At 55.9% G+C, this 26,185-nt stretch carries 31 protein-coding genes and 1 tRNA gene; 7 read left to right on the top strand and 25 right to left on the bottom strand.

Going from position 1 to position 26,185, the window contains the following annotated elements; genetic code table 11:
* Window position 1 precedes the first annotated feature (1 nt).
* The 4 genes from P0H77_RS19325 to P0H77_RS19310 are packed head-to-tail and all read right to left on the bottom strand — an operon-like array spanning window position 2 to window position 2,481.
* Window positions 2-325: a helix-turn-helix domain-containing protein gene (locus tag P0H77_RS19325; protein ID WP_276158828.1), complete on the bottom strand. Its 324-nt coding sequence runs from the start codon at window positions 323-325 to the stop codon at window positions 2-4.
* A gap of 51 nt (window positions 326-376) precedes the next feature.
* A complete protein-coding gene (locus P0H77_RS19320) occupies window positions 377-832 on the bottom strand; it encodes a PTS sugar transporter subunit IIA (protein ID WP_276158827.1) in 456 nt (151 codons plus the stop codon).
* Entirely contained in the window at window positions 832-2,196 is a 1,365-nt protein-coding gene (locus P0H77_RS19315) for a PTS transporter subunit IIC (protein ID WP_276158826.1), read from the bottom strand. The genes P0H77_RS19320 and P0H77_RS19315 overlap by 1 nt, the downstream gene beginning before the upstream one ends.
* A 3-nt stretch (window positions 2,197-2,199) precedes the next feature.
* Window positions 2,200-2,481 (bottom strand): PTS sugar transporter subunit IIB, encoded by a 282-nt coding sequence (locus tag P0H77_RS19310; protein ID WP_276158825.1) that lies wholly within the window; start codon window positions 2,479-2,481, stop codon window positions 2,200-2,202.
* 351 nt (window positions 2,482-2,832) lie between these two features.
* Between P0H77_RS19310 and P0H77_RS19305 the strand changes: the two genes are divergently transcribed.
* Both P0H77_RS19305 and P0H77_RS19300 read left to right on the top strand, forming a co-directional pair.
* Window positions 2,833-3,699 carry an SDR family oxidoreductase gene (locus tag P0H77_RS19305; RefSeq protein ID WP_276158824.1) on the top strand — a complete coding sequence of 289 codons (867 nt, stop codon included), beginning with the start codon at window positions 2,833-2,835 and terminating at the stop codon, window positions 3,697-3,699.
* A gap of 99 nt (window positions 3,700-3,798) precedes the next feature.
* A complete protein-coding gene (locus tag P0H77_RS19300) occupies window positions 3,799-4,404 on the top strand; it encodes a methylthioribulose 1-phosphate dehydratase (protein ID WP_276158823.1) in 606 nt (201 codons plus the stop codon).
* Between the two features lie 39 nt (window positions 4,405-4,443).
* On the opposite strand, the gene P0H77_RS19295 is transcribed toward P0H77_RS19300, so the two are convergent.
* From P0H77_RS19295 to P0H77_RS19270, 6 genes are all read right to left on the bottom strand, one after another.
* Window positions 4,444-4,986, bottom strand: a complete 543-nt coding sequence (locus P0H77_RS19295; protein WP_276158822.1) for an acireductone dioxygenase — start codon at window positions 4,984-4,986, stop codon at window positions 4,444-4,446.
* Window positions 4,983-5,672: an acireductone synthase gene (mtnC, locus tag P0H77_RS19290; RefSeq protein WP_276158821.1), complete on the bottom strand. Its 690-nt coding sequence runs from the start codon at window positions 5,670-5,672 to the stop codon at window positions 4,983-4,985. The genes P0H77_RS19295 and mtnC overlap by 4 nt, the downstream gene beginning before the upstream one ends.
* A 300-nt stretch (window positions 5,673-5,972) precedes the next feature.
* Window positions 5,973-6,284 (bottom strand): BrnA antitoxin family protein, encoded by a 312-nt coding sequence (locus P0H77_RS19285; RefSeq protein ID WP_276158820.1) that lies wholly within the window; start codon window positions 6,282-6,284, stop codon window positions 5,973-5,975.
* On the bottom strand, window positions 6,271-6,555 hold the full coding sequence (locus P0H77_RS19280; RefSeq protein ID WP_194206957.1) for a BrnT family toxin: 285 nt from the start codon (window positions 6,553-6,555) through the stop codon (window positions 6,271-6,273). The genes P0H77_RS19285 and P0H77_RS19280 overlap by 14 nt, the downstream gene beginning before the upstream one ends.
* A 119-nt stretch (window positions 6,556-6,674) precedes the next feature.
* Window positions 6,675-6,890, bottom strand: a complete 216-nt coding sequence (locus P0H77_RS19275) for a hypothetical protein (RefSeq protein WP_276158819.1) — start codon at window positions 6,888-6,890, stop codon at window positions 6,675-6,677.
* 154 nt (window positions 6,891-7,044) lie between these two features.
* A tRNA-Ile gene (locus P0H77_RS19270) sits at window positions 7,045-7,120 on the bottom strand.
* Between the two features lie 125 nt (window positions 7,121-7,245).
* On the opposite strand from P0H77_RS19270, the gene mug reads away from it, so the two are divergent.
* Entirely contained in the window at window positions 7,246-7,752 is a 507-nt protein-coding gene (mug, locus tag P0H77_RS19265; protein WP_276158818.1) for a G/U mismatch-specific DNA glycosylase, read from the top strand.
* A 49-nt stretch (window positions 7,753-7,801) separates the two neighbouring features.
* Here mug and P0H77_RS19260 read toward each other — a convergent pair whose 3' ends face one another.
* From P0H77_RS19260 to rpsU, 4 genes are all read right to left on the bottom strand, one after another.
* Window positions 7,802-8,365, bottom strand: a complete 564-nt coding sequence (locus tag P0H77_RS19260; RefSeq protein WP_276158817.1) for an NADAR family protein — start codon at window positions 8,363-8,365, stop codon at window positions 7,802-7,804.
* A 60-nt stretch (window positions 8,366-8,425) separates the two neighbouring features.
* On the bottom strand, window positions 8,426-10,267 hold the full coding sequence (rpoD, locus tag P0H77_RS19255; protein WP_276158816.1) for an RNA polymerase sigma factor RpoD: 1,842 nt from the start codon (window positions 10,265-10,267) through the stop codon (window positions 8,426-8,428).
* A 209-nt stretch (window positions 10,268-10,476) separates the two neighbouring features.
* Complete coding sequence (gene dnaG / locus P0H77_RS19250; protein ID WP_276158815.1) at window positions 10,477-12,222, bottom strand: DNA primase; 1,746 nt, start codon at window positions 12,220-12,222, stop codon at window positions 10,477-10,479.
* A 117-nt stretch (window positions 12,223-12,339) separates the two neighbouring features.
* Window positions 12,340-12,555 (bottom strand): 30S ribosomal protein S21, encoded by a 216-nt coding sequence (gene rpsU / locus P0H77_RS19245; protein ID WP_001144069.1) that lies wholly within the window; start codon window positions 12,553-12,555, stop codon window positions 12,340-12,342.
* Between the two features lie 236 nt (window positions 12,556-12,791).
* Between rpsU and tsaD the strand changes: the two genes are divergently transcribed.
* A complete protein-coding gene (gene tsaD / locus P0H77_RS19240) occupies window positions 12,792-13,805 on the top strand; it encodes a tRNA (adenosine(37)-N6)-threonylcarbamoyltransferase complex transferase subunit TsaD (RefSeq protein WP_276158807.1) in 1,014 nt (337 codons plus the stop codon).
* 120 nt (window positions 13,806-13,925) lie between these two features.
* Here tsaD and ureG read toward each other — a convergent pair whose 3' ends face one another.
* From ureG to plsY, 9 genes are all read right to left on the bottom strand, one after another.
* Entirely contained in the window at window positions 13,926-14,543 is a 618-nt protein-coding gene (ureG, locus tag P0H77_RS19235; protein WP_276158806.1) for an urease accessory protein UreG, read from the bottom strand.
* A 9-nt stretch (window positions 14,544-14,552) separates the two neighbouring features.
* A complete protein-coding gene (locus tag P0H77_RS19230; RefSeq protein ID WP_276158805.1) occupies window positions 14,553-15,227 on the bottom strand; it encodes an urease accessory protein UreF in 675 nt (224 codons plus the stop codon).
* Window positions 15,228-15,680: an urease accessory protein UreE gene (ureE, locus tag P0H77_RS19225; protein ID WP_276158804.1), complete on the bottom strand. Its 453-nt coding sequence runs from the start codon at window positions 15,678-15,680 to the stop codon at window positions 15,228-15,230.
* A gap of 9 nt (window positions 15,681-15,689) precedes the next feature.
* Window positions 15,690-17,393, bottom strand: coding sequence for an urease subunit alpha (gene ureC, locus P0H77_RS19220; RefSeq protein ID WP_276158803.1), 1,704 nt, complete (start codon window positions 17,391-17,393; stop codon window positions 15,690-15,692).
* Window positions 17,386-17,706 (bottom strand): urease subunit beta, encoded by a 321-nt coding sequence (locus tag P0H77_RS19215; protein WP_276158802.1) that lies wholly within the window; start codon window positions 17,704-17,706, stop codon window positions 17,386-17,388. The genes ureC and P0H77_RS19215 overlap by 8 nt, the downstream gene beginning before the upstream one ends.
* Window positions 17,707-17,715: 9 nt before the next feature.
* Window positions 17,716-18,018, bottom strand: coding sequence for an urease subunit gamma (locus P0H77_RS19210; protein WP_276158801.1), 303 nt, complete (start codon window positions 18,016-18,018; stop codon window positions 17,716-17,718).
* Between the two features lie 9 nt (window positions 18,019-18,027).
* Window positions 18,028-18,855: an urease accessory protein UreD gene (locus P0H77_RS19205; protein WP_276158800.1), complete on the bottom strand. Its 828-nt coding sequence runs from the start codon at window positions 18,853-18,855 to the stop codon at window positions 18,028-18,030.
* Window positions 18,856-18,975: 120 nt separating this feature from the next.
* A complete protein-coding gene (locus P0H77_RS19200; protein WP_276158799.1) occupies window positions 18,976-20,442 on the bottom strand; it encodes an MFS transporter in 1,467 nt (488 codons plus the stop codon).
* A 237-nt stretch (window positions 20,443-20,679) separates the two neighbouring features.
* Window positions 20,680-21,312, bottom strand: a complete 633-nt coding sequence (gene plsY, locus P0H77_RS19195) for a glycerol-3-phosphate 1-O-acyltransferase PlsY (RefSeq protein WP_276158798.1) — start codon at window positions 21,310-21,312, stop codon at window positions 20,680-20,682.
* Between the two features lie 104 nt (window positions 21,313-21,416).
* Between plsY and folB the strand changes: the two genes are divergently transcribed.
* Complete coding sequence (gene folB, locus P0H77_RS19190; RefSeq protein ID WP_194206924.1) at window positions 21,417-21,785, top strand: bifunctional dihydroneopterin aldolase/7,8-dihydroneopterin epimerase; 369 nt, start codon at window positions 21,417-21,419, stop codon at window positions 21,783-21,785.
* Window positions 21,786-21,875: 90 nt separating this feature from the next.
* Window positions 21,876-22,697 carry an undecaprenyl-diphosphate phosphatase gene (bacA, locus tag P0H77_RS19185; protein ID WP_103677026.1) on the top strand — a complete coding sequence of 274 codons (822 nt, stop codon included), beginning with the start codon at window positions 21,876-21,878 and terminating at the stop codon, window positions 22,695-22,697.
* 10 nt (window positions 22,698-22,707) lie between these two features.
* On the opposite strand, the gene P0H77_RS19180 is transcribed toward bacA, so the two are convergent.
* Both P0H77_RS19180 and P0H77_RS19175 read right to left on the bottom strand, forming a co-directional pair.
* On the bottom strand, window positions 22,708-23,949 hold the full coding sequence (locus P0H77_RS19180) for a multifunctional CCA addition/repair protein (RefSeq protein ID WP_276158797.1): 1,242 nt from the start codon (window positions 23,947-23,949) through the stop codon (window positions 22,708-22,710).
* Window positions 23,950-24,016: 67 nt separating this feature from the next.
* On the bottom strand, window positions 24,017-24,637 hold the full coding sequence (locus P0H77_RS19175) for a TIGR04211 family SH3 domain-containing protein (protein ID WP_276158796.1): 621 nt from the start codon (window positions 24,635-24,637) through the stop codon (window positions 24,017-24,019).
* A 229-nt stretch (window positions 24,638-24,866) separates the two neighbouring features.
* Between P0H77_RS19175 and P0H77_RS19170 the strand changes: the two genes are divergently transcribed.
* Complete coding sequence (locus tag P0H77_RS19170; protein ID WP_276158795.1) at window positions 24,867-26,168, top strand: inorganic triphosphatase; 1,302 nt, start codon at window positions 24,867-24,869, stop codon at window positions 26,166-26,168.
* Window positions 26,169-26,185 lie beyond the last annotated feature (17 nt).

The following is a 26,185-nucleotide window of genomic DNA, read 5'->3' as shown; positions in this document are numbered from 1 at the left end:
CTCACGGCTCTTTTTTTGTTGGCCTTTTCACCGCTTTCATCTCGTATTCGCTCTCCGGGTCCATTGCGTTGACGGCTTTTTGCAGTTCCGTCAGGGCAAATTTGAGGGAAGCAACCTCTTCCCTCAATGCCTGGATCTCCTGCTCCTGGGTCAGCGAGCGACTGTTTTTCGGGAACGCATGCAGCACATCTTCCTCATGGAACATCCGGACCTGGCGATTATCGACGGTGACCAGCTGATACTTCAGCCGTCCGCTGTTGATGGCGTTATAGATGGTCTTACGGCTGACCATCGTTAGCTCAATGACATCGCTGATTCGAAGCATCTTTTTCCTTTGCGTTCCCGGCGTCAACACAGTAAACCCGACAACGTCAGTTTACCGTGTGATGACGGCGTTGGTGAACTCTTTTGCGATGTCCTCCGGGGCCAGTTCACACAAATAATTCACCTGTGCTTTGTCGGCTAACAGGGCAAACAGCGACTGAATGATCGCGACCTTTTCGCAGGTGGGATCGATCGCCATCATGACAATAATCGCCGGTTTGACGGTCTCGTCAGGTTCATCCGTCCGCTGAAAATCAATGCCGCTGCGGTTGATGCCAATAGCAAAGCCCGTCTGATTCACATGCTCAAATTCGGTATGTGGAATGGCGATGCTATGGGTTTCCATAAAGATCCCGGTGGGGTAAATCTCTTCTCTGGCTAACACGCCGTCGGCAAAAGAGGCTTTTACCAGCCCCTGCGCCTCCAGCGTGGCCGCCAGCTGCCGCAGGGCATCGGTCCGGCTGAGGGGATCGTTGAAAATCAGTACGCGTTCGGGGCTAAATAACATTATGCTTCCTCCTTCTGCGCCGCTTCCGCCATCAGGCTATTTTCCTGTTGCAGCTTGCGCCGGTTCCACAGCACCAGGCCGAGAGTACACAGGCTGAGCACCGCGACGCCTGCCACTTTAAAGTAGAAGCTCTGGATAATAACCCACGGCAGCATCGCGCCAGCGTAGTCCACGCTGCTGATGCTGGTAGTCCCCTGCGGCAGAGAGAACCCGGTACTGACGGCGGTACTGGTGACGATGGGTGCCAGATTGGTACCAATCAGCAACGCCAGACTCAGGGTCAGCAAGCCGGTAAGCAGGGTGCGGAACATATCTCCCCGGCACACAGCGGTCACCAGCACAAAGGCGAAAGGCAGCCCGGTCAGGGACGCAAACGGCAGGAACTGATTGCCCGGCACGATGGCCGCCAGCACCAGCATCACCGGGATCATGAGCATAGAAACGGAGAGGGTCACCGGATGGCCAACGCTCACCGCCGAGTCCAGGCCGATGGCGATTTTTCCAAACGATCCGGCGCGCGCCTGGGCAATTTCCTGAATACGTTCGCTGATCGGATACACCCCTTCCATCAGCATTTTTGCCATTCGCGGAATAATGGTCATTACCGCCGCCATGGTAATGGCGGTCTGTAAAATTGCTTTAACCTCAATACCGGCAATAATCCCCAGCAGCGCACCGATAATGGCACCAAGCGAGGCCGGATCGCCTAAAATAGACAGCCGTTTCTGAATGGATTCGGTATCAATCTTAATATCCCGGACTAGCGGAATACGGTCGACAATGGCATTAACCAGCCATGCCGCAGGCACAAATGACGCTGAGAAACCGTGCGGCACCGAAATAGAGGGCAGATTCAGGTACTTTTCCACATCGTTACTGGTACGGTCCGCAATCACCATCGTAATAATACAGTTTATTCCGGCAGCAAAAATACCGAGCCACAGACTGCCGGTAATAACCGTGACCAGAGATCCGGTAAAGGCGTGGTGCCAGAGATTCCAGACGTCAACGTTTAATACTCTGGTGGTGCGGGTATAGAGCATCAGCATATTAATCGCCACGCACACCGGGATCACCAGCGCACCTACGCGCGTTCCCATCGCCACCGCCGCCGCGGCGGGCCAGCCGACATCCAGCACGGAGAAATTCAGGCCAAAGCGTTCGACAATGGCGTGGCTGACCGGCGTCAGCGAATCAATCATCAGGTTGACGGTAATACTTAAACCAATAAACCCGATACCTACCATTAAACCGGCCTTAATCGCCCTGGACACTGGAATACGTAGCAGCAGCCCGAGGATCATAAAGATAAGCGGCATCATCACCGATGCCCCTAAATTAACGATATAGTCGACGATAAACATAAATTATTCCTCGGCGAGAATATATTCTTTCACGCTGCTGAAAACCTTATCTACGCCCATGCCGGTTAATAGCGGCAGCGCATTAATCACCGGAACAGAAAGCGAAACCGGGGAAGTAGACACAATAAAATCCAGATCGTCTCGTGTTTTCGCTTCCGCTACCGTGCCCTGAGAAATTCTGACTTTATCGAGTAAATTTTCTTTCTTCAGGAAATCCTGCAATTTATTTAAGGCAATGGTACTGGTGGCCACGCCAGCGCCGCAACAGATCATCATATGTTTCATCGGTAATCCCTCGTGTGTTTGTTAAGGGAGATTAAAGCATGGGATGAAAATCAGATATGTGATCAGTGTGTAATTTTACACACTAAGTACACAAAAGTGCGTGCGCTGTGATTTTACTCAGCCAGACAGTCCCGGCTCCGAAGTAATAAAACCTGAGTAGCAGTCTACAAAATCACGGCAATCAGCCTGACGGAACCTCCCTGCTTTGGCTGCCTGCCTCAGGAAATACGCGGGATCTGGCACGCCATCCTCAGCGGATAAACGCAGCACAGGAATGCGAATAGCGCAGGTGAATAATTCATCGCATTATAGCTGTACGACCTATTCATCCGGATTAACGGGAGAGACACGATGCATGTATTTGTTACCGGGGCTGGCGGCTGGCTGGGCTCCACCATTGTTGACGATCTGCTGAACAACGGGCATCAGGTATCCGGTCTGGTTCGCGCGGACGAGCAGGCGGCCCGACTCACGGCCGCTGGCGCGCAGGCGGTTAAAGGCTCGCTTGAAGACGTTGAAGTACTGAAACAGGCGGCGGCGAACGCCGATGCGGTGATCCACACGGCGTTCAACCACGACTTTTCGCGCTTTATGGAAAACTGCGAGCAGGACAGGCGGACCATTGAACTGCTGGGCGACGCGCTGGCTGGGTCGGATCGTCCGCTGCTGGTGACCTCCGGCCTTGCCGGTCTGCCAAAAGGCGCGACGGAGCAGGATCTCCCTAATCCGGCGTCACCCCGCAAATCCGAAGCCGCCGCCAGGGCACTTCACGCGCGAGGCATTCATGCTGCCGCCGTGCGTCTGCCGCCGTCGGTACACGGTATCGGCGACCACGGTTTTCTGCCGATCCTGATCCGTCTGGCGCGGGAGAAAGGAATATCGGCCTGGCCGGGTAACGTCGATAACTGCTGGTCCGGCGTGCACCGTCGCGACGCGGCACGGGTCTATCGTCTGGCGCTGGAGCAGGGCGTGACGGAGCAGATTTACCACGCGGTCGCCGAGGAATCGATCCCCCTGCGGACGATTGCTGAAACCATTGGCCGCAACCTCGGATTGCCTTCCGGCGAACGAGAGCGAGAACACTTTGGCTGGTTTGCCATGATGGCAACGGCCAATATGGCGGTCAGCAGCGAACATACCCGGCGTTTGCTGAACTGGCAGCCACAGGAAGCGGATCTGCTGACCGATCTGAACCATCCTTCTTACTACTCCCTGTAACCGTTATATAACAAATATTGTCCGGGCGGGTCAGGGATGCTACTATCGGGAAAATAGCCGTTTAGACGGCTAAAAACCGTTTTGGATTGAGGAAGCGCTATGTGGCAAGAGAGGCTCGCACAACTGGTCACCACCTGTCACTGGATTGGGGCAAAAGGCTGGGCTCCGGCTACCGGCGGTAACATGTCGGTACGTCAGGATGCCACCTGGTGCTGGCTCAGCGAGTCGGGGCGCGACAAAGGCAGCCTGACCAGCAACGACTTTTTACAGGTCGCCATCGCCGACAATACCGCGCCCTCGGGGCGTAAACCCTCCGCCGAGACCGGCCTGCATACGTTGATCTACCGTCTGTTTCCGGAAGCCAACGTGGTACTGCACGTGCATACCGTCAATGCCACCGTGCTGTCACGTATTGAAACGGGCCAGACGCTGACGCTTCAGGGGTATGAGATGCAGAAAACCCTCACCGGTCAGCACAGTCATCTGGACGCCGTGCCCATCGCTGTTTTCGATAACGATCAGGATATTGACGCGCTGGCCGCCCGTATTGAGGACCATGCGCAGACGTATCCGCTGCGCTACGGCTTCCTGCTGCGCGGTCACGGCCTGACCTGCTGGGGAAAGGACATTGCTGAAGCGCGCCGCCAGCTGGAAGGGCTGGAGTTTCTGTTTGAGTGTGAGCTGCTCCGCCGACGTTACGCATGAATACGCCGCCCGACCGCGTGTCGGGCGAGCGCTGGAACATCAGGGCAGGCGAGGGTAGGCATCGGCGATAGCGTCGCCGGTAAAATTCGCGATCCAGCCTTCCTGATTATCGAAAATGCGGATGGCGGTAAAATTCGGTTCAGAGCCCATATCAAACCAGTGCGGCGTCCCGGCTGGCACCGAGATCAAATCGTTCTTTTCACACAGCACCTGGTAGATCTCATCGCCGATATGCAGGCAGAACAGCCCTGCGCCTTCGACAAAGAAACGGACTTCATCTTCGCCATGGGTGTGTTCGTTGAGGAACTTCGCCCGCATCGCCTCTTTCTGCGGATTATCAGCGCGCAGGCTGATCACATCCCAGCTCTGATAGCCTTTCTCGGCCACCAGCTTATCAATCGCGTGCTGATAGGCATTGATAACGGTCTCAGGCGTCGGGGCATCTCCCAGCTGGCGGTCGGCCTGCCAGCGTTCAAAACGCACGCCTTTCGCATTGAGCTGCTGCTGGATCTCACCGGCGTCGGTGCTGTGCCAGACGTGCTGACTGGCGTCTTTATCAGAAAAAATGGTTAATGCGCTCATGAGGGGATCTGCTCCGGATGAATGTCGTCAAAACGCTGAACCTGCGGATGATGGCTGGCCGGATCGCGATCCTCACGCACCAGTTGTAACGTGCGTAGCCCTGCCTCTTCCGCCGCATCGAGTTCCTGGTGAATATCGGACAGAAACAAAATCGACGCCGGGGGATGCCCCAGTTGTTCAGCAATGTTGCGGTAGGACTGCGCTTCACGCTTCGCACCGATCCGCGTATCAAAATAGCCGCTGAATAAATGAGTAATATCACCTTCGTCGCTGTAGCCAAATAACAATTTCTGCGCTGCGACGGAGCCTGAGGAATAAACATATAAATCAACAGACTGCGACTTCCATTTCTCCAGCGCGGGCAGCACGTCCGGATAGAGATGGCCGGTAAAATCGCCGTTAACGTAGCCTTCCTGCCAGATGATCCCCTGCAATGCCTTCAGCGCCGTCGACTTACGATCTTCATCCATAAAAGCAAACAGGGTTGCCGTCAGCTCCTGCGCCGTTGCCGCGGGCTGGTGGATTTCCTCACGCAGGTTATCAAGGATCGTTTTTACCGGTTCGGCATACTGCTGCGCATTCACAAACGCTGCCAGCCGCTCGCGGGCATAGGGAAACAGGACATCATGCACAAAGCGAATGTCGCTGGTGGTGCCTTCAATATCGGTCACAATAGCGCGGATCATGGTCTCTCCAGAGTGGGCGTTGCGCCATGCCAGGCACAGGCAGACTATTTTTATAGTCGTCTGGACGTCTACGCGTCCTGAAAGGGAAAGGTTAACATTGTGTTATGGGAGGTTCAATAAGGGGATGAGTGGGGGAAGTGAATCACAACTTATTGTGTGGTAAGCCATTCCCATACCTTCCAAAATAACAAAACCCACCTTAAGGTGGGTCAGATTGCTGACAAATGTTATACCGTGGACTTATGCCTGGCGGCGCTGCGCTTGCACAGGCCTACATATTGCTTGCCTCTGCGCTGGCAATCAGATTTTCACATCAGCGGGATTATGTTTTTTTAACCAGTCTTTAAGCGCTGCATCCATCCGTGTCTGCCAGCCTGCGCCGGTGGACTTAAACGCATCAACCACGTCTGGTGAACAACGAATCGTGATTCGTGTTTTCGTGGTTTCTGCTGCCGGTCGCCCACGACGTGCTTTTATCACCTTTCTGAGTGGTACAAGTTTGATATCTGGGTTTTCAAGCAGCATGGCATCTGGATCGGAAGCCACTGCCTCACGAATTTTTGCGTCCTCTTCATCCGTGGGGAAGAGGGTTCCGGGCTTAAGTTTCGGCATATCGTCTCATCTCCTGTCTGGTTGCGAGGCGCAGGCTGATAATCCTACAGACTGCAAAATCATTGGATTCGGTGAAGCAAACCGAAAACATTCTGTTTCCGAGGTATGCTATTCCATAGGTCAGCCCCACGAAACGAATCTCTCCGTAATCAAAACGGTCATCCTCAAAGATAACCATATTTTCCCAGTCAAGCCGCTCCGCATCCGCGAGAGAGTATCCATGCTTGTTCTGGTTAATCCTATCCTTGCCTGGATCGAATGTGATTTTCATATAATTATTGTATGTACAATAAATGGAAAAGCAATAGGCAAATGCCTGTTGGCATCCACTCAGTTCTCTGATGTTTCTATCTGCTTGCGTCGCTACCGATGCTTTATCTCACCGCGCGATTAATCGTACATGTACGGTAACGAGCCAGCCAACATCTCAATGGTGTCCCTTGCTTTCATCCCAACGTAACCCCTTCCGTTCGCGTAAAGATGCGCGTTATGAGGCGTGTTTTCATAACCATTATCTTGTAAAAACTGATTATATCTTTCGCGCTCTTGCTGCTTCTCAATTGCCTGGTAATACAATTCCTGCGGTGTTGGGCGACGTCGACTCATGAGTTAATCATCTAAAAAGTGTGGTTATAGAGGTTAGCTTTTTAGTCGCATCAAGTCATGCTAAAGACCTGTCTTTACCTCTATGGAATATCCCCGGCGTATCCCCGGAGAAAAACAAAAGGGCCGGAGATTTCTCTCCAGCCCTTGCTGTATCTGGTGGCCCCTGCTGGACTTGAACCAGCGACCAAGCGATTATGAGTCGCCTGCTCTAACCACTGAGCTAAGGGGCCGTGGCGGGGAATTATAAAGTAACTTGGCAAGGCAATCCAGCCATAAACACCCGCTTGCTGTTTTTATAAACAATGGCTTTTCAATCCCTTATACTTTCACTTCGATCTATTCATCCGGAGTAAGAATGATTAACGATATCCTGGCACCCGGGCTGCGGGTGGTGTTCTGCGGCATTAATCCGGGCAAGTCATCGGCGCATACGGGGTTTCATTTTGCCCATCCTGGCAACCGTTTCTGGAAAGTGATTCACCAGGCGGGGTTTACGGAGCGCCAGCTGAAACCGGAAGAGGAACAACATCTGCTGGATACGCGCTGCGGTATTACCATGCTGGTGGAGCGGCCCACCGTTCAGGCGAGTGAGGTGAATCTTCACGAACTGCGCACGGGCGGCCGTGAGCTGGTGAAAAAGATCGAAGATTATCAGCCTCACGCGCTGGCGATCCTCGGCAAGCAGGCATTCGAGCAGGCGTTCAGTCAGCGCGGGGCCGCGTGGGGAAAACAGCAGATCGCCATCGGGGCGACGCAGGTCTGGGTGCTGCCCAATCCCAGCGGGCTGAACCGTGCGACGCTGGATAAACTGGTCGAGGCTTATCGTGAACTGGATGAAGCGTTAATCGCGCGGGGAATGTAAGAAAGCGGTTGCCTGCCTCACAACGACATGAAGCAGGAAACCAGCGCGATTACTCAGACGCCAGACGATCCCGCACGGCCATCAGGGCAAATCCCAGCAGGTTCTGGCCTTTCCAGCGGGAAGGCGTCGCGGCGTCAGGGTGATCCTTCGCCAGCCCAATACCCCAGATTTTATCTACCGGACTGGCTTCAACCAGTACGCGGGAGTGGGTATTGAGCAAGAATGTTTTCAGCGCCGGATGCCGGGCAAACTTATGGTAATTGCCTTCGCAGACCAGATCGAAACAGGCTGACTGCCAGCGAGCCTCATCAAAGCCTGTCACCTGACGGCCCAGCTTTTTGGCTTCACCGGGTGTGACGGCGTGGAGAATTTTACCGAGCGTCGCGTCATCACCAAACAGCCGCGCTTTCCCGGCCATCATCCAGTGTTCAGCCGTCGCGTAGACGACACCGTCGCAGGTAAAAGGCGAACCCTGCCACCACTGGCTGAAACAGGAGGCGGTGATTTCTCCGCTGGCGGAAGGCTGATGGCCCCAGAACCAGAGGTATTTAACCTGCTCGCCTTTATCCAGCGCGCAGAGCAGGGCGGAGAGGGAATAACATCCTTGCGGCATACAGAACTCCAGTTAAAACAAAGCCCTCACGAGGAGGGCTTTATTGAAGGACGGAAGTGATTAATCGTCGAGGAAGCTACGCAGCACTTCAGAACGGCTCGGGTGGCGCAGTTTACGCAGCGCCTTGGCTTCGATCTGACGGATACGTTCGCGGGTAACGTCAAACTGTTTACCCACTTCTTCCAGCGTGTGATCGGTGTTCATATCGATACCGAAACGCATACGCAGGACTTTCGCTTCACGGGCGGTCAGGCCAGCCAGCACATCGTGCGTGGCGGCACGCAGGCTCTCGGTAGTTGCAGAATCCAGCGGCAGCTCGAGGGTGGTATCCTCGATGAAATCACCCAGATGCGAATCTTCATCGTCGCCGATCGGCGTTTCCATGGAGATAGGCTCTTTGGCGATTTTCAGCACTTTACGGATTTTGTCTTCCGGCATCAGCATGCGTTCGGCCAGCTCTTCCGGCGTCGGCTCACGGCCCATCTCTTGCAGCATCTGGCGAGAAATACGGTTGAGCTTGTTGATGGTCTCAATCATATGCACCGGAATACGGATGGTGCGCGCCTGGTCCGCGATAGAGCGGGTGATCGCCTGACGGATCCACCATGTTGCGTAGGTGGAGAACTTGTAACCACGACGATATTCAAACTTATCGACCGCTTTCATCAGACCGATGTTGCCTTCCTGGATCAGATCGAGGAATTGCAGGCCACGGTTGGTGTATTTTTTCGCGATAGAAATAACCAGACGTAAGTTCGCTTCAACCATCTCTTTCTTCGCACGGCGGGCTTTCGCTTCACCGATGGACATGCGACGGTTGATGTCTTTCACCTGCTCGATGGTCAGGCCGGTCTCTTCTTCAATCAGATGCAGTTTTTGCAGGCTGCGATGCACTTCATCAGAGACATCGTGCAGCTTCTCAGACCACGGCTTGTTCATCGCGATAGCCGCGTTGAACCAGGTTTCGCTGGTTTCATTGCCGGTGAACAGGGTGATGAAGTTTTTCTTCGGCATTTTGCACTGTTCGACGCACATCTTCATGATGAGACGTTCCTGGGTACGCACGCGATCCATCATGACGCGCATACTGTTAACCAGGTAATCGAACTGTTTTGGCACCAGGCGGAACTGTTTAAAGACTTCAGACAGTTTCAGGATCTCTTCCTGTGACGCGGCGTTGCTGCGGCCTTTTGCCTTAATGGTGTCGCGGGTGACAATGTACTGCGTGCGCAGTTCAGCGAATTTCTCGCGCGCCAGCTCAGGATCGATGCTGTTATCGTCGTCGCTGCTGTCGTCGTCTTCTTCCTCGTCTTCGTCTTCGTCATCCATTTCTTCGCTGGAAAGTTCAGAGCCGACGTGCGTTGCCGTCGGAGCCAGATCTTCCTCAGCGTTCGGATCGACAAAACCGGTAATCAGATCGGAAAGGCGAGCCTCTTCCGCTTCAACGCGATCGTACTGCTCCAGCAGATAGGTGATCGCTTCCGGATATTCAGCAACGGAGCACTGAACCTGGTTGATACCGTCTTCAATACGCTTGGCGATGTCAATTTCGCCTTCACGGGTCAGAAGTTCAACGGTACCCATTTCACGCATGTACATGCGGACCGGGTCAGTGGTGCGCCCGATTTCGGATTCAACGCTGGAAAGAACCTGCGCAGCCGCTTCTTCCGCATCTTCGTCAGTATTGTTTGAGTTTTCAGCAAGCAACAGATCGTCGGCATCCGGTGCTTCTTCCATCACCTGAATACCCATATCGTTAATCATCTGGATGATGTCTTCGATCTGATCTGAGTCGACGATATCTTCCGGCAGATGGTCGTTGACCTCGGCATAGGTCAGATAGCCTTGCTCCTTACCACGTTGGACAAGAAGCTTCAGCTGTGACTGCGGGTTTTGCTCCATAAGACGGTATCCACACTTAATTCATGAGGTTGGTGTCGGTCGGCGAAATGAACCGCCAACATAATACATTTCATCTTTTACGCTGCGCTGAGGCAGGTGAAACGACGGCCTGTATGACTTAATGAGGGCTTGCTTATATTTTTGCCGCTGCCCTTCAGTGCGGCTGTCGGGTTCTACCCGAACGATATTCGGCACTTAAGCCGTTAAATTCATTTTTTTTCCAGGGCCTGTCTGATTTCCCAGAACTCCCGGCGTTCTTCGCTGTTCAGACCATGCGTGCGGTCGCGAGCGATTAATTCTTCCTGACGCAGCCTGAGCAACGAATCAAACATATGGTTAAGCGAGTCGGTGAACGTTTTTTCTGCAATCTCTTTATCTGCTATATCGTCCCACATCGACAGTTTTTCAAGGGTTGCAGCTTCATTTGTGCCACGATAATGTTCTAAAAGTTGCCCAGTGGTCAGGCCAGGCTGTGACAAACAAGTGTTGACCAATTCGGCAAATAAGCCAAGCCCGGGCAGCTTACTTTGATCAAGACCGGTCAGCGGCGGCACCAGCGGAGCTAAATCCGGATTTTGTAATAGCAGCCCTATTAGTATACGCATCGTCGTGCGTTTTAGCTGAGGAGCCGCGCGTACCGTGCCACTTTCTGCCTGTTTTGGCATTAAACGATCAAGCTGGCCGTCGTCAAAAATACCTAATTTCAGCCCCAGCGTCTGGCGTAGCTGAATACGATGCGCATCACCCGGCACCTGGTTAATCAGCGGTAGCGCGAGGGCCGCAAGCTGCGTGCTGCCATCGGGGGTGCTTAAATCGACCTGCGGTAACAGGTTATTAAACAAAAACGCTGACAGCGGCTGGGCATGCTCCATACGCGCTTCAAACGCCTCTTTACCCTCTTTACGCACCAGCGTATCCGGATCTTCACCATCAGGCAGAAACATAAAACGTAGCTGCCGGCCATCGGTCATATACGGCATCGCGGTTTCCAGCGCGCGCCACGCGGCATCGCGTCCGGCCCGGTCGCCGTCATAGCAGCAAATCACGTTCGGCGTTGAACGGAACAGCAGCTGGATATGATCGGCGGTGGTGGAGGTTCCCAGCGACGCAACGGCATAGTTGATGTCAAACTGCGCCAGCGCGACCACGTCCATGTACCCTTCGACCACCAGCAAACGCTGCGGTTCCGCCGCGTGCTGTAACGCTTCATAAAGGCCGTACAGCTGGCGGCCCTTATGGAAAATATCGGTTTCCGGCGAGTTCAGGTATTTCGGCGTATCGTTACCCAATACGCGACCACCAAAACCAATCACCCGGCCACGCTTGTCACGAATGGGGAACATCACCCGGTCGCGAAAGCGGTCGTAACTGCGTCCCTGATCGTTGGTGACCAGCATTCCCGCGTCGGTTAACGACTGGCGGTTTTCGCTGTTGCCACCAAAACGCTTTAACGCGTTATCCCAGCCCGGCGGTGCATAGCCGACGGCAAATCGAGCAATGATGTCACTGCTTAAACCACGTTTTTCCAGATACTGACGCGCGGGTTCTGCGGCGGGATGCGTAAGAGATTGCTGATAAAACGCATTCAGGCCATCCATCAACTGATAAAGGGTCTGCCGTTGATGACGCTCAATCTGCGTGGGCCCGCTGCCTGCTTCATACGGAATTTCCAGGTTGTGCATGGCGGCCAGTTCTTCAACGGTTTCGACGAACTCGAGCTTGTCGTAGTTCATCAAAAAGTCGATGGCATTGCCGTGCGCACCACAGCCGAAGCAGTGGTAAAACTGCTTATCACCGTTAACGGTGAAAGAGGGGGTCTTTTCGTTATGGAACGGACAGCACGCATGAAAATTCTTGCCCTGCTTTTTGAGCTTCACCCGCGCATCGATAAGATCGACGATGTCGGTGCGCGCCAGCAGGTCATTGATAAATACGCGTGGGATTCGTCCAGCCATAAGCCCCGTACAATTTTTACCAACTCGTAAACGAAAATAAGCCGCGCATTCCTTCCGGAAGCACGGCCTTACAACTACAACTCGGTCTGTCAGATGAGAGCGTTGGCTCTCAAATCATTAGTACAGACGAGTACGGCGTGCGTTTTCGCGAGCCAGTTTCTTCGCGTGACGTTTCACAGCAGAAGCTTTAGCGCGTTTACGTTCGGTAGTCGGTTTTTCATAGAACTCACGACGACGAACTTCCGCCAGAACACCTGCTTTTTCGCATGAACGCTTGAAGCGACGCAGTGCTACGTCGAACGGCTCGTTTTCACGTACTTTAATTACCGGCATGTAACTCTCACCTTTAATAAATTCGGTTTGCCGCTGGCATCAACGCCAGCTTATTTCAAAATGGTGCGGAATTTTACTGCAAATGCTGCTGCTTTGTAAAGCACCGAAGCGATTTTGAAAGGGACTTTTATAAGGGAGAGGAGTATACACGAGGCTGACTGCTGCGGCGAACAAAGTTTTACATCACCCCGTGTTGGCCCTACACTGCGCGGTAGTGAAATGAGGTAAAACAAGCCATGCGTGTACTGGGTATTGAAACATCCTGCGATGAGACCGGCATCGCCATTTACGACGACGAAAAAGGTCTGTTAGCCAACCAATTGTATAGTCAGGTGAAATTACACGCTGACTACGGCGGCGTGGTGCCGGAGCTGGCCTCCCGCGACCATGTGCGTAAAACCGTGCCGCTGATTCAGGTGGCGCTGAAAGAGGCCGGGCTGACGGCAAAAGATCTTGATGCGGTGGCGTATACCGCCGGTCCAGGACTGGTTGGCGCGCTGCTGGTTGGTGCGACCGTGGGGCGCTCGCTGGCCTTTGCCTGGAACGTCCCGGCGATTGCGGTTCATCATATGGAAGGGCATCTGCTGGCCCCGATGCTGGAAGAGAATCCGCCTGAATTCCCGTTCGTTGCGCTGCTGGTTTCCGGCGGGCATACCCAGCTTATCAGCGTGACCGGTATCGGCCAGTATGAACTGCTGGGCGAGTCGATTGATGACGCCGCCGGTGAAGCGTTCGATAAAACCGCTAAGCTGCTGGGGCTGGATTACCCCGGCGGTCCGATGCTGTCAAAAATGGCCGCGCAGGGGACGGAAGGGCGCTTTGTGTTCCCGCGTCCGATGACCGATCGTCCGGGGCTGGATTTTAGCTTCTCCGGCCTGAAAACCTTTGCTGCGAATACGATTCGTAATAACGACGCTGACGATCAAACCCGCGCCGATATCGCCCGCGCGTTTGAAGATGCGGTGGTCGATACCTTAATGATTAAGTGCAAGCGCGCGCTGGATCAGACCGGGTTTAAACGTCTGGTGATGGCGGGGGGCGTCAGCGCCAACCGCACGCTGCGGGCGAAGCTGGCAGAGATGATGCAAAAGCGCCGCGGCGAGGTGTTTTATGCGCGACCGGAGTTTTGTACCGATAACGGCGCGATGATCGCCTATGCAGGCATGGTGCGTTTTAAAGCCGGAGCGACGGCGGATCTCGGCGTGACCGTGCGCCCGCGCTGGCCGCTGGCGGAACTGCCTGCGGCGTAAGCTGGCGGAATGCCGGGTGGCGGCTGCGCCTTACCCGGCCTACAAAATCTACAATATCAGCGGTTTACATAATAATCGTAGGCCCGGTAAGCGCAGCGCCACCGGGCATTGTGACCAGCCTTACCCCTTCAGCATCCCTTTATCTTCCAGAAACGCAATAATCTTCGCCAGACCGTCGCCGCTTTTCAGGTTGGTGAACGTCCACGGTCTTTCGCCGCGCATTCTTAACGTATCGCGCTCCATCACCTCCAGCGATGCTCCGACATACGGCGCGAGATCGGTTTTGTTGATCGCCAGAAAATCGGACTTAGTGATCCCTGGTCCGCCTTTTCGCGGGATTTTCTCGCCTTCGGCCACGTCGATCACGTAAATCGTCAGATCCGCCAGCTCCGGGCTGAACGTGGCGCTCAGGTTATCGCCGCCGCTCTCAATGAAAATCACATCCAGATTGCCGAATTTTTCGCTCAGCGCTTCCACTGCCGCCAGATTCATCGACGCATCTTCACGGATCGCCGTGTGCGGACAGCCGCCGGTTTCCACGCCGACAATGCGCTCCGGCTCCAGTGCGCCCGCTTCGGTCAGGATGCGCTGGTCTTCTTTGGTATAAATATCGTTAGTGACGACCGCCAGCTGATAGGTATTACGCATCGCCTTGCATAAGGCTTCCAGCAGCGCGGTTTTGCCGGACCCGACCGGGCCGCCGACGCCGACGCGCAACGGATGTTTAGTGTGTGACATGTTCTCTCCTCAGGAACGGAACAACCGCGAATATTGAGTTTCATGGCGTGCAGAAGCGATGGCGGTCAGCGGCGTGGCCGATCCAATATCAGCCTCCTCACGCAACAGCGCCTCTTCCATGCCTGCCGCATAGTGCTCGGACAGAGACAGGATCAACTGCTGCGCCGCCTGCTGGCCGAACGGCACCAGTTTGACGCCCGCCATCACCGCACTTTCGATCCAGCTATAGCCGAGACTGAGCGCCAGTGCGTTGAGATCGATCCGCCAGCGCACGCCGAGCCAGGCCATCCCGCACAGCTGGCTTTGCGCGAACAGCGCGCGCCAGGCCGGGGTACATTGCGGCTCCCAGTCGGTTACCAGGCGGGTAAAGGCCGCGCCGCGATTGCGCTCCTCTTCCCGCAGCTCGCGCGTCTCACGGCAGGCCAGCAGGTACGCCGTCCAGCGTCGGGCCTGGTCGATATCCTCTTCGGCACAGGCGTGGTACAGCCGGGCGAAAATGGGCAGATCCACGCAAAAGAAGCTGTGCTTCATCTGCTGGATCTGCCAGCGCTTAAAAGCCTTGCTATCGGCGACCCAGCCCGCTTCTGTCGCCCATTCCAGCCCCTGTGACCAGGTAAAGGAGCCGACCGGAAGGCTGCTGCTGGCAAGCTGCATCAGGCGCAATAATCGTACAGACTCGATCATTTAGTGCGCGTGCGAATGTGCGTGGGCTTCGCCGGAATATGCCCCGGCCTCCGGCTCAAACGGCACCTGAGCAAACGTAACGTCCAGCGCGAACTGGCGCAGCATATCGTCCAGCACGTGATCGTGGTGGTAGCGCAGTTCGCCCGGCAGGATCTGCAACGGAACATGGCGGTTGCCGAGGTGATAACAGGCTCTGGCGAGCAGGAAAGGATCGTCGCAGCGCACGACGGAGACCGGTTCATCGGCGGCGATCACTTCAACCCTTTCCAGGCCGTCGTCGCTGCTGAGGACATCGCCGCCGCGCAGCAGCAAGCCGCGCGGCAGCATCAGCCCGGCTTCGCGCCCGTCGCTGAGCGTCACTCTGGCCCGGCTTTTCACCCGCACGTCGATGGGGAGCGTTACCGTCGCCGTAATCCGGGCGGGGACGTCAATCCGCGTGGTTAAATAGAGCATAGCGACTCCTTAAAACAGAAAATAGCGTTGTGCCATTGGCAGCACGTCCGCCGGCTCGCTGGTAATGAGTTCCCCGTCAATGCGTACCTCGTAGGTCTGGGCATCAACGGTAATGTTAGGTTGCAGATGGTTGTGGATCATGTCGCGCTTTTTCACCGTCCGGCAGCCTTTCACCATGCCGATGCTGCTCTGCAAATTCAGCTGCTGCGGAATACTGGCGGCCTGCGCCGCCTGCGAAATAAACGTCATCCGGCAGGCGTGACGTGCGGCCCCCAGCGCGCCGAACATCGGCCGGTAGTGCACCGGCTGCGGCGTGGGGATCGAGGCGTTGATATCGCCCATCGGCGCGGCGGCAATCATCCCGCCTTTCACAATCGTCGCCGGTTTAACGCCAAAAAAGGCAGGCGACCAGACCACCAGATCCGCCAGTTTCCCCGCTTCGACCGAGCCGACTTCATGAGCGATTCCGTGGGTCAGCGCCGGGTTAATGGTGTATTTGGCGATATAGCGCTTCACGCGGAAATTATCGTTATCGCCCGTCTCTTCGGGCAGCGCGCCGCGTTGAACCTTCATTCGGTGCGCTACCTGCCAGGTACGCAGGATCACTTCACCGACGCGTCCCATGGCCTGCGAGTCCGACGACGTCAGCGAGAACGCGCCGACATCGTGCAGTACATCTTCAGCGGCGATGGTCTCCCGGCGGATGCGCGACTCGGCAAACGCCACGTCCTCGGCAATATCCGGGTCAAGATGATGGCAGACCATCAGCATATCGAGATGTTCGTCGATGGTATTGACGGTATACGGCAGCGTCGGGTTGGTGGAAGAGGGCAGAATATTGGGGTGTGCGCAGGCGGTGATAATATCCGGCGCGTGGCCGCCGCCCGCGCCTTCGGTATGAAAGGTATGGATGGTGCGATCGCCTATCGCCGCCAGCGTATCTTCAACGAAGCCGGACTCATTAAGCGTGTCGCTGTGCAGCGCCACCTGAACATCCATCTCGTCGGCGACGGTCAGCGAGCAATTAATCGCGGCGGGCGTCGCGCCCCAGTCTTCATGGATTTTCAGGCCGATCGCCCCCGCCGCTACCTGCTCGCGCAGGGTTTCCGGGTTTGAGCCGTTGCCTTTACCAAGCAGGCCAATGTTGACCGGCAGCGCATCCGCCGCCTGGAGCATACGGGCGATGTACCACGGGCCGGGGGTACAGGTCGTGGCATTCGTCCCCGCCGCCGGACCGGTGCCACCGCCGATCATGGTGGTCACGCCGGAGATCAGCGCTTCCTCAGCCTGCTGCGGACAGATCCAGTGAATATGCGTATCCACACCGCCTGCGGTGACGATCTTCCCTTCAGCGGCGATCACCTCCGTCGCCACCCCAATCGGGATCGTCACATCAGGCTGAATATCCGGATTACCGGCTTTGCCGATCGCAAAGATCCGACCGTCTTTAACGCCGATATCCGCTTTGACGATCCCCCAGTGATCGATAATCAGCGCGTTGGTCAGCACCAGATCCACGCACTCGCTGGCGGGCATTTGTCCCTGACCCATGCCGTCGCGGATCACCTTGCCACCGCCGAATTTCACCTCTTCGCCGGGCGTGGTGAAGTCCTTCTCCACCTCGATCCACAGTTCGCTGTCCGCCAGCCGCACTTTGTCACCGGTAGTGGGACCGAACATATCGGCCCAGGCCTGACGAGAAATCTTAGTCATGATCGGCCTCCAGGCTATCCATCACGTCACCGCGAAAGCCGAATATGCGTCGCGCACCGGCGACGGCGACCAGCATTACGTCGCGCTTTTGCCCGGGTTCAAAACGTACTGCCGTACCCGAGGCTATATTCAATCGATAACCTTTGCAGGATTCGCGATCGAACTTCAGCGCCGGATTGACCTCGTAAAAATGATAATGCGATCCCACCTGAATTGGCCGATCGCCGTGGTTTTCGACAATCACTGTCAGCGTCGGACGGCCAACGTTAATCTCAATGTCGCCGGACTGGATCCTGTACTCGCCTGGGATCATATTTCCTCCTCAGATAATCGGATGATGGACGGTGACCAGCTTCGATCCGTCCGGGAAGGTAGCCTCGACCTGGATGTCGGGGATCATCTCCGGAATGCCTTCCATCACCTGATCGCGGGTCAGCACATGACGTCCGTCTTCCATCAGCGCCGCCACGCTTTTGCCGTCGCGCGCGCCTTCCATAATAAAGGCGCTGATCAGCGCCACGGCTTCCGGATAGTTAAGCTTCAGGCCGCGGGCGAGGCGTCTTTCCGCCACAAGCGCGGCGGTAAATAACAGCAGCTTATCTTTTTCTCTCGGCGTCAATTCCATAGGAGTCTCTTATGTCTGCCAGATACGGGGGAGTACGGGAGGTTTTTGCAGCAGGTGAGGACGCATAAAGCACCAGATGTCGCGCATCGCCCGCAGGCAAATTAAATTGTCATCGCTGAGAAACCGCACGGTCAGAAGGCTGTCGACGAGGGTCGCGCCAGCGAACGCGCCCAGCGGAGCGAGCCTTTCACGCACGGCGTCCAGCAGCATTTCAGTGGCCGGATAAAACAGCAGCGTGCCGACCCAGGGGTGATTCGCCACGGGCGACAGATCGCCGTCCGCCAGGTGCAGACGTTCAATCAGCAGCGGCACGCCGTCTTTCCACACTTCCAGCCGGTTGTCCAGTTTCCCCCGGCTAAAAGACTCGCCGATGACCGGGCGGCCAAGGCACAGCAGATCCCACGCCAGCAGGCGAGAACCGATGCTGAGATGAAAAACGGTTTGCACGCGGGCCTGCGCACCGGGGAAGAAAATCGCATCCTGCGGCAGCCATTCCAGCGTGGCGTCCGGGGCGAGATCGAAGCGCTGATTCAGCCGGGCGGTAGCACCGCCGCTGCGATAAAATTTGCTCGCGCCCGGCATCGTCAGTAGCGCATGGCTTGCAGGATCGAGGCTGACGGTAATCGTCAACTCGTCACCGCCGACAATTCCGCCGGGAGGGTGCAGCAAATAGAGATGGCAGGTATCGCCTTCAGGATAAAAAGGCCGCTGTACGGTGAGCGGACCGCTGTGGCGGGCGGAGCGCAGAAGGGTTTTTTCCGCGGTATGACAAAACTGCAATGCAAGCGATGCCTGCCAGCCTTTATACGTTTTATCAGTGACCTGGGTAACAACCATGCTGCATCCGTCCGCTCGCGATGTACTGTTTTAGTATGCCCTGGCGGAAATCAACGCGGTCATACAAGTCGCTTATGGATGGATGATAAAACGGCGCATTTCTGCGCCGTTTCAGGAAGATTACCGATAATCTTCGGCGTCGATATCGTAGCCTGACGGCTCCCAGCGGATCGCCAGTAGCGACACCAGACCAATCAACGGTGCGAGGGCGATGATCCAGAACACGGCGGTATCCAGCGAGGCCACCAGCAGCGGGAACAGGAACAGCGACAACGTAGAGCTGCTGCGCATCAGCGTCTGGTTAAGACCCACGCCGACGCCGCGCAGCGAAGTCGGGTAGCTGAGGGAGGCGAACGCCATGGTATGTGCGCCCGGTCCAAACCCCTGACCAAATAGAAATAGCGCCAGCATCGCGACTGACGCCACCCCTTCCGCCGCGCCTTCCGGTCGGCCAATCAGCGCCAGCACCAGCAGCGCAATCAGCTGGCAGGCATAGCCGCCGAGCGACATCCGCCATGCGCCGAAGCGCGGCACCAGCCGTACGGCCAGCAGGCCACCCACGAAGGCAAACAGCAGGTTCAGCGCCAGCGAAATCAGAATGGTGGTGAGCATCGACTGTACGAAGAAGCTGGAGATGATCACCGGCAGACCAAACGCCACGGCGTTATAGGCAAACGACGAGACCACCGACAGCAGCGTGGCCAGCGTGGTACGGCGTAAATACACGCCGCGAAACAGATCCAGATAGTTTTGCCATCTGGCTTTATTGACCACCGGCGCAGGCCGATCCAGCGCATCTTGCGGAACGTGAGCGTTAATGTTGTAAGCCTTGCGCAGTATCGACGCAGCTTCTTTCAGGTTGCCCTGATTTGCCGCCCACACCGGAGATTCGCTCATATAGCGGCTGCGAATGGCGATAATCACCAGCGCGGGAATGGCCCCAAAGCCGAGGATGATCCGCCACAGCCAGTCGCTGTGGCTTTCCGGCAGAACGGCATAGAAGAAGAGCACCAGCAGGTAGGAAATGCTGATGGCGGCGTACCACGTCGGACACCACATGGCGACGCTGGCGGCTTTGTTGCCGGGGCCTTTCAGCCTGGCGAACTCGCTCAGGAAGGCCATGGCTACGGGAAGATCGATGCCAACGCCCAATCCCATCACAAAGCGCGCGCCGGCGAGCGCGTATTCGTTCGGCGCAAAGGCGCAGGCAATTGCGGCGACCACGAAGAAGATCATGTCGGCCATAAACACCCGGTAGCGGCCGATTTTATCCGTGAGATAACCGCCAATTAAGGCCCCGACAATCGCGCCGAAGGTGATGGCCGACGCTACCATTCCGGTGCCCGCGGGCGTCAGGTTGAACTCGCGGGTAATGTCTTTGATGCCAAACGCCAGCGCGCCGAGATCGTAAGCGTCGAGGAAAATGCCGCCCAGCGCAATGCCGATGACGATCCGGGCGTTAGCCCGTCCCTGCGATCCGGTGTTCACCAGTTGCGTGACGTCGGAGGCGTTCCGCACCCATTTAATGTCGCCGCCAGGGGCATTGCCTGCCGTTGCAACGGCAGCAGATTCAGTGATTTCAGTCATTTTTTGTATAGTTGTGTTGGCGATGTGTTGTGAAAGAGTACCCAGCGGAAGAAAGTGAGCTAAATCACATTTGGTTATAAGTCATAACGGGAGGGCAACAAGAGGGGTAAAGCAGACGAACGACGCTGGCGTAATGCCGGATGGCGGCTGCGCCTTATCCGGGCCTACGAAAGGATAGTCATTTCTTATGGCGGCATGATGTCGGGAAATGTTGTAGGCCTGATAAGCGAAGCGCCATCAGGCATCACGACCGCCATCCGCGTCTTTTTGCTTTTTCTTCTTTAGCCGGGTCCAGATTTTGGTCTCCTGACGACGCCAGAGCCGCTGGATGTTGTCGTGATGACGGAGCAGGATCAGGCACGACAGCATCGAGACCGGGAAGGTAAACTCCGGTCTGAACCACCACACGTAGAAGGGCGCGATCAATGCGCTGACGATAGCACCCAGCGAGGAATAGCCGCTCAGCAAAATTGTCAGCAGCCAGGTTCCGGCCATCACGCCGGTCAGGTCCCAGCCGATAGGCGCAATGGCACCGAAGGCTGTCGCAACGCCTTTGCCACCGCGAAAATGGAAGAAGACGGGCCAGATGTGCCCGAGGCAGGCGGCGATGGCAATTAACCCCAGCCAGAAAGGCGCAAGGCCCAGCGCATACGCGCCCCAGACCGGCAGCATGCCTTTTAAGACATCAAAAATCAGTACGGTTACGGCTGCTCCCTTGCCGCCAATTCGTAAAACATTGGTCGCCCCCGGATTACCGGAACCGCTATCGCGCGGATCGGGTAAACCTGCAATGCGGCAGACCAGAATGGCGCTGGAAATTGAGCCGCAAAGGTAGGCAAGGAAGATCATTCCAGGCGCGATTGCACTCATAACGCTGTTCCGTTTAGAAAAAATCGGTTTATTCTCTGCATCTGTGGATAATACGCATAATTCGCCGGAAGTGGTATCCGGTTTAGCCAAAAAGGCAGGTCATGATGGATATTGTATTTATAGAGCAACTTTCGGTAATCACCACTATTGGCGTGTATGACTGGGAGCAAACTATCGAACAAAAGCTCATGTTCGATATCGAAATGGCGTGGGATAACCGTAAAGCGGCGGCCAGCGATGATGTCGCCGACTGTCTGAGCTACGCCGACGTCAGCGAGCTGGTGGTCAGCCATGTGGAAGGCGGGCGCTTTGCGCTGGTCGAGCGCGTCGCGGAAGAAGTTGCGACTCTGCTACTGGAACGTTTTCCGTCACCGTGGGTGCGCATCAAAGTCAGTAAGCCGGGGGCGGTAGCGCGGGCGGCAAGCGTTGGCGTAATCATTGAGCGTGGCAATATTCCTAAAGAAAACATTTAAATAAAGTATTATTAAACGCAGCGCGATAATGCTGGTCATAATGCAGGATTATTTTGGGTTTCATTCATTTATCTTTTAGGGGTTTACCTGATGAGCGATATGCATTCGCTGCTGATTGCGGCGATATTGGGCGTGGTCGAAGGATTGACAGAGTTTCTGCCTGTTTCCAGTACCGGTCACATGATTATCGTCGGCCACCTGCTGGGCTTTGAAGACGAAACGGCGAAAACCTTTGAAGTGGTCATCCAGTTAGGTTCAATTCTGGCGGTGGTGGTGATGTTCTGGCGTCGTCTGTTTGGCCTGATTGGCATCCATTTTGGCCGCAAGCCGCAGCATGAAGGGACTGGCAAGGGTCGTCTGTCCCTCATTCATATCCTTCTCGGTATGATCCCGGCGGTGGTGCTGGGTCTGGTATTCCACGATACGATTAAATCGTTGTTTAACCCGATTAACGTGATGTATGCGCTGGTCGTCGGTGGCCTGTTACTGATTGCCGCCGAGTGTCTCAAGCCGAAAGAGCCGCGCGCCGTAGGGGTGGACGACATGACGTATCGTCAGGCGTTTATGATTGGCTGTTTTCAGTGTCTGGCGCTGTGGCCGGGTTTCTCCCGCTCCGGGGCGACAATCTCCGGCGGGATGCTGATGGGCGTCAGCCGCTATGCCGCATCTGAATTCTCGTTCCTGCTGGCGGTGCCGATGATGATGGGCGCCACCGCGCTGGATCTCTATAAGAGCATCGGCTTTTTATCGGTTGCGGATATTCCGATGTTTGCCGTGGGCTTCATCACCGCCTTTGTTGTAGCGCTGATCGCCATCAAAACCTTCCTGCATATCATCAAACGGATTTCGTTTATTCCGTTCGCCATCTACCGTTTTATCGTGGCAGCCGCGGTCTACGCGGTCTTTATGTAAGATCCGGCCCTCAGCTTTCCGGCTGGGGGCAGTTTTTATCTTTCCACTGGGCCACGGCCCGGATGCGACGACGGGTTAACTCTTCTCTGATCTCCGGTCCCTGAAATCCTGCTTCCACCACCTCATTAACCGGCACTGCACGGGCAACTTCCCATGCGGCGCGTAGCTGGCGTCCTTGCGGATACGCATTGCTTTCAAACCCGGTGCGACCCCGCACGTCGGCTTCGCTGGTTAAAGCGATCTGCTCCACGCGCTGCGGCTTGCGCCAGGCGTCGATAGAGTCAAACAGTTTAACGATGGTTTTGGGCTGTAGCAGCGGGAAGGTATGGATGAGATCGTGATACTCCGCCACCAGCTTCGCTAAATCGCGAATGTCGTTCGGCACCCGCAGGCGCGCACAGATTTCGCTGACCAGACGGACGCCTGCCGGACCGTGACCGTGATGCCGTGGCCATAGTTCTTTGGGCGTCAGACCCTTGCCGAGATCGTGGCACAGGGTGGCGAAGCGCACATCAATCGCCGGGCTGAGCATCGCCGCCATTGAAAGCGTCATCAGGGTATGAATACCGGTGTCGATTTCCGGATGCCATTTTGCCGGGGCGGGGATACCGAATAATGCATCCAGTTCAGGAAACAGAACCTTTAATGCGCCGCAGTCGCGCAGCACCTGAAAATAAACCTGAGGATTACGCGTGCCGAGCGCCCCTTCCGTCTCTTTCCATACCCGCTCGGGCGTCAGATGTTCCAGTTCGCCAGCGGCGGTCATCTCGCGCATCAACGCTATCGTTTCATCGGCGATGCGAAAACTCAGGTGCGCATAGCGGGCGGCGAATCGCGCCACGCGCAGTACACGTAACGGATCTTCACTAAAGGCGGGAGAAACATGGCGCAGGAGGCGGTTTTGCAGGTCCGCCTGCCCGTGATAGGGATCGATCAGCGTGCCGTCGGTATCCTGAGCGAGTGCGTTAACCGTCAAATCGCGACGCTGTAAATCGTCTTCGAGGGTAACGTCCGGGGCGGCGTAGCAGGTGAAACCGGTGTAGCCGGAACCGGATTTACGCTCGGTACGGGCCAGCGCGTACTCTTCGTGGCTTTCAGGATGGAGAAACACGGGAAAATCGCGGCCTACCTGCTGGTAGCCCGCGTCAAGCATTTGCTGCGGTGTAGCGCCAACCACGACCCAATCCCGGTCTTTAATCGGTAGCCCTAATAACCCGTCCCTGACTGCGCCACCGACCAGATAACTCTTCACTACACCTCTCCTCACGCGTTGTCTTTGCCGAATCATACGTAAGTGTAGAGGAGAAGGCGAATTTGGCTTAGTTCATCCAGCGGTCTTTGCGCTTGCGGCTTGGGATCATATGCGGCAGCACCAGCCCCAGGATCAGCCCGATACCCAGCACGCCGCCACCGTACATAAACCACTGCATAATGATGGTGCGCTGCTTGTCATCAAGCTGCAAATTGGCGGCGCTCACCTTTTTCTGCGCCACGATGAGCTCATTTTTCAGCTTCTGGTTTTCATCTTTCAGGCCGTTAATGACGCTATCACTCTGCGCCACTTTTTGCTGCATTTCAGCGGTGCGCTGATTCCAGGTGGTGTCGATACCGTTTAGCTTATCGGTCAACGTTTTCACCTGATTTTCCAGATCCGGCACGCGTGAGCGCAGGCTTGGCTCGGCATTCAGCTCTTTCAGCGGGATCCAGGCGGTACGGCCGCTGCTGTCGCGTACCTGGCCATAGTTGCTGCCCGCATCCGTCTGGAGCAGGGCAACTTCTTCGCCGGCATTTACCGTGCCAACGAGACGATAATTATCTCCGGGGCCGCTACGTACCCAGGTGTTCAGTTCATCCGAAACGTAACGCTTTTCTTCGCCATGAGAGACGGTGGAAACGCTGAGCGTCAATAAAGTTAAGGCAATAAGGCGTAATTTAGGCATTAGATCATCGTTATTGTCATGGAAGTGGAACGAATGTCGTGGCAACAGTCTGACGACGTAATGGCGTAAGCAGCAATCGGAATCATCCGGGTCGGGAAGTCAAACTTTTCTGCCTTCAACACGCACAGTTCATGGTATTTTGCCGCAAAATACTATCTACTGACAAAAAAGATGCGCGTTAGTTCGTGCTAATTGTCTTTCGTATCAACGTAATCATAAGAATTCAGCTATGGCTCAAGAAATCGAATTGAAGTTTATTGTTAACCACGACGGCGTTGAGACGCTGCGCAACCACCTGAATACGCTGTCCGCAGAGCACGTTCCTGCCAGCCCGCTGCTCAATATTTACTACGAGACGCCGGATAACTGGCTGCGTCAGCATGATATGGGGCTGCGTATTCGCGGCAATGATGGTCGCTATGAAATGACCATTAAAATCGCCGGGCGCGTGGTCGGCGGGCTGCATCAGCGTCCGGAATACAATATCGAACTGAGCCAGCCGGAGCTGGATTTGTCGCTTTTCCCGGTTGAAGTCTGGCCGCAGGGCGAACTACCTGCGCATCTGGCAGAGCAGGTGCAGCCGCTGTTCAGTACCGACTTTCAGCGCGAAAAGTGGCTGGTGGAGGTGGGCGCGAGCCGGATTGAAATCGCGCTGGATCGCGGTGAAGTTAAAGCCGGTGAAATGCAGGAGCCGATTGGTGAACTTGAGCTGGAATTACTGTCCGGCGAAACGCAGGATCTCCTGAAGCTGGCGCGCCAGCTGGTGAATCTGGAGGTGCTGCGTCAGGGAAGTCTGAGCAAAGCGGCGCGTGGTTATCACCTGGCGCAGGGCAATCCGGAGCGTCCGCTCAGGCCGCTGACGATTTTAAGCGTGCCGCGCAAAGCCAGCGTTGAGCAGGCGTTCGAGGCGGCGCTCGAAAAGGCGCTTTCCCAGTGGCAGTATCACGAAGAACTGTGGGTCCGCGGCAATGCGGCGGCCAAAGCGGGCGTGCAGGCGGCTATCAGCCTGATCCGCCATACGCTTACCCTGTTTGGCGGCATCGTGCCGCGTAAAGCGAGCGCTCGCTTACGCGATCTGCTTACGCTGTCAGAAGCGACGCTGGCGTCAGATGTGTCGGCGGAAACCGCTGCCAGCAGCGCCAACATCGCGCTGGCAAAACTCAATCTGACCGAGTGGCTGATTACCCGCGGCTGGCAGCCATTCCTCGACGCTAAAGCCCAAACGAAATTTGCTGATTCTTTCAAGCGCTATGCGGACATTTCGCTTTCCCGTCATGCAGCGGAACTGCGCAAAACCTTCGTCTATCCGCTGGGTGACAGCTATGGCGATCAAATCCCTCGTCTGAGTCGTGATATCGACAGCATCTCGCTGCTGGCGGGAAATTACGATCCCGTCGTGGCACAGGCCTGGCTGGAGAACTGGCAGGGTCTGCTACACGCCATCAAAAAACGCCAGCACATCGAAATCGAACACTTCCGCAATGAAGCGATGGCGATGGAGCCGTTCTGGTTACACAGCGGTAAACGTTAATTCAGGCTAAGGACAGA

The sequence above is a fragment of the Superficieibacter sp. HKU1 genome, from assembly GCF_029319185.1.
Taxonomy (GTDB): domain Bacteria; phylum Pseudomonadota; class Gammaproteobacteria; order Enterobacterales; family Enterobacteriaceae; genus Superficieibacter.
The sequence above is the reverse complement of the archived record's forward strand: the minus strand, read 5'-3'. Positions and strand labels throughout refer to the sequence as shown.

Bases quoted from the DNA above. Each gene is read 5' to 3' on its own strand.
- P0H77_RS19325 (WP_276158828.1), bottom strand. From the start codon at position 325: ATGCTTCGAATCAGCGATGTCATTGAGCTAACGATGGTCAGCCGTAAG.
- P0H77_RS19320 (WP_276158827.1), bottom strand. From the start codon at position 832: ATGTTATTTAGCCCCGAACGCGTACTGATTTTCAACGATCCCCTCAGC.
- P0H77_RS19315 (WP_276158826.1), bottom strand. From the start codon at position 2,196: ATGTTTATCGTCGACTATATCGTTAATTTAGGGGCATCGGTGATGATG.
- P0H77_RS19310 (WP_276158825.1), bottom strand. From the start codon at position 2,481: ATGAAACATATGATGATCTGTTGCGGCGCTGGCGTGGCCACCAGTACC.
- P0H77_RS19305 (WP_276158824.1), top strand. From the start codon at position 2,833: ATGCATGTATTTGTTACCGGGGCTGGCGGCTGGCTGGGCTCCACCATT.
- P0H77_RS19300 (WP_276158823.1), top strand. From the start codon at position 3,799: ATGTGGCAAGAGAGGCTCGCACAACTGGTCACCACCTGTCACTGGATT.
- P0H77_RS19295 (WP_276158822.1), bottom strand. From the start codon at position 4,986: ATGAGCGCATTAACCATTTTTTCTGATAAAGACGCCAGTCAGCACGTC.
- mtnC (WP_276158821.1), bottom strand. From the start codon at position 5,672: ATGATCCGCGCTATTGTGACCGATATTGAAGGCACCACCAGCGACATT.
- P0H77_RS19285 (WP_276158820.1), bottom strand. From the start codon at position 6,284: ATGCCGAAACTTAAGCCCGGAACCCTCTTCCCCACGGATGAAGAGGAC.
- P0H77_RS19280 (WP_194206957.1), bottom strand. From the start codon at position 6,555: ATGAAAATCACATTCGATCCAGGCAAGGATAGGATTAACCAGAACAAG.
- P0H77_RS19275 (WP_276158819.1), bottom strand. From the start codon at position 6,890: ATGAGTCGACGTCGCCCAACACCGCAGGAATTGTATTACCAGGCAATT.
- mug (WP_276158818.1), top strand. From the start codon at position 7,246: ATGATTAACGATATCCTGGCACCCGGGCTGCGGGTGGTGTTCTGCGGC.
- P0H77_RS19260 (WP_276158817.1), bottom strand. From the start codon at position 8,365: ATGCCGCAAGGATGTTATTCCCTCTCCGCCCTGCTCTGCGCGCTGGAT.
- rpoD (WP_276158816.1), bottom strand. From the start codon at position 10,267: ATGGAGCAAAACCCGCAGTCACAGCTGAAGCTTCTTGTCCAACGTGGT.
- dnaG (WP_276158815.1), bottom strand. From the start codon at position 12,222: ATGGCTGGACGAATCCCACGCGTATTTATCAATGACCTGCTGGCGCGC.
- rpsU (WP_001144069.1), bottom strand. From the start codon at position 12,555: ATGCCGGTAATTAAAGTACGTGAAAACGAGCCGTTCGACGTAGCACTG.
- tsaD (WP_276158807.1), top strand. From the start codon at position 12,792: ATGCGTGTACTGGGTATTGAAACATCCTGCGATGAGACCGGCATCGCC.
- ureG (WP_276158806.1), bottom strand. From the start codon at position 14,543: ATGTCACACACTAAACATCCGTTGCGCGTCGGCGTCGGCGGCCCGGTC.
- P0H77_RS19230 (WP_276158805.1), bottom strand. From the start codon at position 15,227: ATGATCGAGTCTGTACGATTATTGCGCCTGATGCAGCTTGCCAGCAGC.
- ureE (WP_276158804.1), bottom strand. From the start codon at position 15,680: ATGCTCTATTTAACCACGCGGATTGACGTCCCCGCCCGGATTACGGCG.
- ureC (WP_276158803.1), bottom strand. From the start codon at position 17,393: ATGACTAAGATTTCTCGTCAGGCCTGGGCCGATATGTTCGGTCCCACT.
- P0H77_RS19215 (WP_276158802.1), bottom strand. From the start codon at position 17,706: ATGATCCCAGGCGAGTACAGGATCCAGTCCGGCGACATTGAGATTAAC.
- P0H77_RS19210 (WP_276158801.1), bottom strand. From the start codon at position 18,018: ATGGAATTGACGCCGAGAGAAAAAGATAAGCTGCTGTTATTTACCGCC.
- P0H77_RS19205 (WP_276158800.1), bottom strand. From the start codon at position 18,855: ATGGTTGTTACCCAGGTCACTGATAAAACGTATAAAGGCTGGCAGGCA.
- P0H77_RS19200 (WP_276158799.1), bottom strand. From the start codon at position 20,442: ATGACTGAAATCACTGAATCTGCTGCCGTTGCAACGGCAGGCAATGCC.
- plsY (WP_276158798.1), bottom strand. From the start codon at position 21,312: ATGAGTGCAATCGCGCCTGGAATGATCTTCCTTGCCTACCTTTGCGGC.
- folB (WP_194206924.1), top strand. From the start codon at position 21,417: ATGGATATTGTATTTATAGAGCAACTTTCGGTAATCACCACTATTGGC.
- bacA (WP_103677026.1), top strand. From the start codon at position 21,876: ATGAGCGATATGCATTCGCTGCTGATTGCGGCGATATTGGGCGTGGTC.
- P0H77_RS19175 (WP_276158796.1), bottom strand. From the start codon at position 24,637: ATGCCTAAATTACGCCTTATTGCCTTAACTTTATTGACGCTCAGCGTT.
- P0H77_RS19170 (WP_276158795.1), top strand. From the start codon at position 24,867: ATGGCTCAAGAAATCGAATTGAAGTTTATTGTTAACCACGACGGCGTT.